The organism is Parolsenella sp. (genome assembly GCF_982402205.1).
Window position 1 is genome coordinate 1 of the sequence record NZ_CEVYAT010000161.1, and the last position, 3,484, is coordinate 3,484.

The following is a 3,484-nucleotide window of genomic DNA, read 5'->3' on the forward strand; positions in this document are numbered from 1 at the left end:
GGCGTCGCCCGTCTCGGGTATCTTTAACGTCGTGGGCAACCTCACGGCAGACTCGCAGACGCTCTCCGACCTCAAGGCCGAGAACGACGACCTCAAGGCCCAGGTGGCGCGTCTCACCGAGTACGAGGACGAGGCCAACACCCTGACCGACCTGCTCCAGCTGCGCAACCAGTACAACCTCGACTCGACGGCCGCCCGCGTCATCGCCCGCTCGACCGACTCGTGGAGCTCCACGATCACGATCGACAAGGGCACGACGTCGGGCATCCAGACCGGCATGCCCGTCATGACCTCGACCGGCGTCGTGGGCCAGGTGAGTGAGTGCGGTCCCACCACGGCCACGGTGCGCCTCATTACCGACGAGTCCTCCGGCGTCTCGGCCAAGGTTCAGTCGAGCGGCGCCCAGGGCCAGCTCCAGGGCTCGGCCGACGGCACCCTCCACCTCAACCTCATCCGCACCGACCAGCAGGTGAGCACGGGCGACTCCGTCGTCACGAGCGGCCTGGGCGGCGTTTACCCCAAGGGCCTTCCCGTGGGAACCGTGTCGAACGTCACGAAGTCCTCGGGCTCGCTCTATTACGACATCACGGTCGAGCCGCTTGCCTCGGTGGGCTCCCTCGAGGAGGTCCTCGTCGTCACCTCGCTCTCGGGCGACCAACAGGCCACGGCAGACGATGCCACGGCCGCGAACGCCCAAGACCGCACCAGCTCGACGAGCGCCACCACCGCGGTTGCCACGACCGACGCCGCCGCGAGCGACTCTTCTGACCAGACCGATTCCTCGAGCTCGGAGTAGGGGGTAGCCATGATCGTCAACGACACCGGCAAGTTTCGTCGCGTCGCGATTATCCTTGCGGTTGTGCTCTGCCTGCTCCAGCTCTCCATCGCCCCCTACGTGGGCATCCTGGGCGGTCGCGCGAACCTTGCGCTTGTCCTCGCCGTGGCGCTCACCCTTGGTGGCGAGGAGTCCAAGGCGCCGACCATCGGCTTTGCGTGCGGCCTGTTCTATGACCTCGCGGGCTCCGGCCCCATCGGCCTCATGGCGCTTTTGCTCACCGTCATGTGCTACGCCCTCGCCGTGGGCGGCCACAGCCGCATTGCGGACGACCCCACAGCTGGTGTCGTGCTCTTCGTGCCCGTCGCGCTCATCGTCGAGGTTGGCTACGCCCTCGTGCTGCTCGTCTTTGGCCAGGCGTCGTCCTTCGTCGACGTCGTCTTCCTGCGCGCCCTGCCCGGTGCCCTCCTCGACTGCCTCAGCATGGCCGTCGTCGCCTTCGCGCTGTCGCGCACCGGCGGCACGGGCGGAACCTTTGGCGGCCGCCACTCTTCGGGCGGCCTGTCCATGAAGGGCCTGTAGCGCATGAGCTCGGGAACCATTCTGCTCATAGGTGTCATCGTGGTCATCGCCGCGGTGGCCGTCGCGGCCGTCCTGCTCGCGAGCAGGGGCTCCGATGGCCTGCGCTTCGACATTGGCGGCCAGGCCCCGCGCGCGGCCGGTGGCAACGACACCTCTCCCGAGAAGACCTTCCAGAGCCGCTTCATCGGCCTGGGTGTGTTCTCTGGAGGCGTCATCGCGGCCCTGCTCGCGCGCCTCTGGTCGATGCAGATCGTTTCGGGCGACGACTACTCAGCCCAGGCCGAGACGAACCGCACGCGCACGGTGACCACGCCGGCGCCGCGTGGCCGCATCCTCGACCGCAATGGCGTCGAGCTCGTCGCGAACCGCCCCAGCCTCACGGTGTGCGCCAAGAGCGACATCGCCGACGACTCCATCGAGCTCAACCTCCTGGCAAACCTCCTCGGCATGCCCACCGTCGCCGCCAAGCGCCGCGCCACCGACTCGACCCAGAGCGCCCAGAGCGCACGCACGATCGCCGTCGACGCCTCTCGCTCGCAGGTCGCCTTCATCCAGGAGCACGTCGACGTCTTCCCTGACGTCACGGTCGAGACGCGTACGCAGCGCTCCTACCCACAGGGCGAGGTCGCCTGCCAGGTGCTTGGCTACACCGGCACCGTGACCCAGGAGCAGATCGACTCTTCGACCGAGGCCAACAACGGCCTCACCTACGAGAGCGGCGACACGACGGGCCAGTCTGGCGTCGAGTACCAATACGAGGAGCTCCTCCAGGGCGTGCGCGGCGAGCAGACCGTCTACGTCGACGTTCATGGCAACGTGCTTGACTACTCCACGAGCGTGCCCGCCGAGAGCGGCTCCGACGTCATGCTCACCATCGACCTCGACATTCAGAAGGCCGCCGAGGAGGCCCTCGCCAAGCAGATCAAGAAGCGCCAGGACGGCGGCGTCAAGGAGTGCAACTCGGGCGCCGCGGTGGTGCTCGACGCCACGAACGGCGACATCCTCGCCATGGCGAGCGCCCCCACCTTTCGCCCCGAAGTCTTCGTGGGCGGCATTTCGCAGGACGACTGGGACGCGCTGTCCGCTGACAGCGCGGGCAATCCCCTCATGAACAAAGCCGTCTCTGGCCAGTTTGTCGCCGCCTCGACGATCAAGCCGCTCACGACCTTCGCCGCCCTCGACTACGGCATCGCGACGGCCGACTCGACCTACGATTGCACGGGCTGGTGGACGGGCTTTGGCCAGGCCGACGGCAAGTACTGCTGGGACACCAAGGGCCACGGCTACCTCAACCTGCGCGGTGGCATCGTGAACTCCTGCGACGTCGTCTTCTACGAGGTCGCCAAGGGCTTCTACAACTCGAGCACCCCCGACGGCATGCAGAAGACCTTTCGCAAGTGGGGCCTCGGCTCCAAGACTGGCGTCGATTTGCCCAGCGAGGGCGATGGTCGCGTGCCTGACGCCGAGTGGAAGTGGAACTACTTCTCCAACTGGTCCGACGAGGACCGCAAGTGGAACGGCGGCGACTACACCAACATCGCGATCGGCCAGGGCGACATCGCCGTGACGCCGCTGCAGATGGCCTGCGTCTACATGGGCATCGCCAACCGCGGCACCATCTACAAGCCCCACATCCTCAAGAGCGTCTTGGGGCGCGGCGACAACGGCACCGCCCGCGACTTCGAGCCGTCCGTCTCGCTCACGCCCGATGAGAGCAGCGCCAACTTCGACCTCGTCATCTCAGGCCTCGACGGCGTGGTGTACGAGGAGAGCGAGTCGCAGGCCTCGCACTTCACCAACATGACCGAGCGCGTGGCCGGAAAGACCGGCTCGGGCGAGCACGGCGAGTACCCCACGAGCTGGTTTTGCTGCTACGCGCCCGAAGACAACCCCAAGTACGTCGTTGCGGTCGCGGTCGAGAAGGGCGGCTACGGAGGCTCGTGCGCCCTGTACGTGGCGCGCGACATCCTTGGCGCGATCTACAACGAGCCCGATACGCAGACGGCAGAGGTCCAGGACAATTCGAGGTAGGGAGGCGACATGGCACAGAACTCGGCAGGTGGCGTTGGCTTTGGCAGCGTGGTCTCGTCGCTCTTTGGCGGCGACGCCGGCAAGCGCCCGGGGCAC

3 protein-coding genes are annotated in these 3,484 nt (G+C 67.1%); all 3 read left to right on the forward strand.

The annotated features are described in order from the left end of the window. Window positions 1–796, forward strand: a 796-nt coding sequence (mreC, locus tag AC1VTH_RS07445) for a rod shape-determining protein MreC (RefSeq protein ID WP_481335508.1), incomplete at its 5' end; no start/stop codon positions are given. A gap of 9 nt (window positions 797–805) precedes the next feature. Beyond that, complete coding sequence (gene mreD, locus AC1VTH_RS07450; protein ID WP_481335509.1) at window positions 806–1,357, forward strand: rod shape-determining protein MreD; 552 nt, start codon at window positions 806–808, stop codon at window positions 1,355–1,357. 3 nt (window positions 1,358–1,360) lie between these two features. Next, complete coding sequence (gene mrdA, locus AC1VTH_RS07455; RefSeq protein ID WP_481335510.1) at window positions 1,361–3,388, forward strand: penicillin-binding protein 2; 2,028 nt, start codon at window positions 1,361–1,363, stop codon at window positions 3,386–3,388. The last annotated feature ends 96 nt before the right edge of the window (window positions 3,389–3,484 follow it).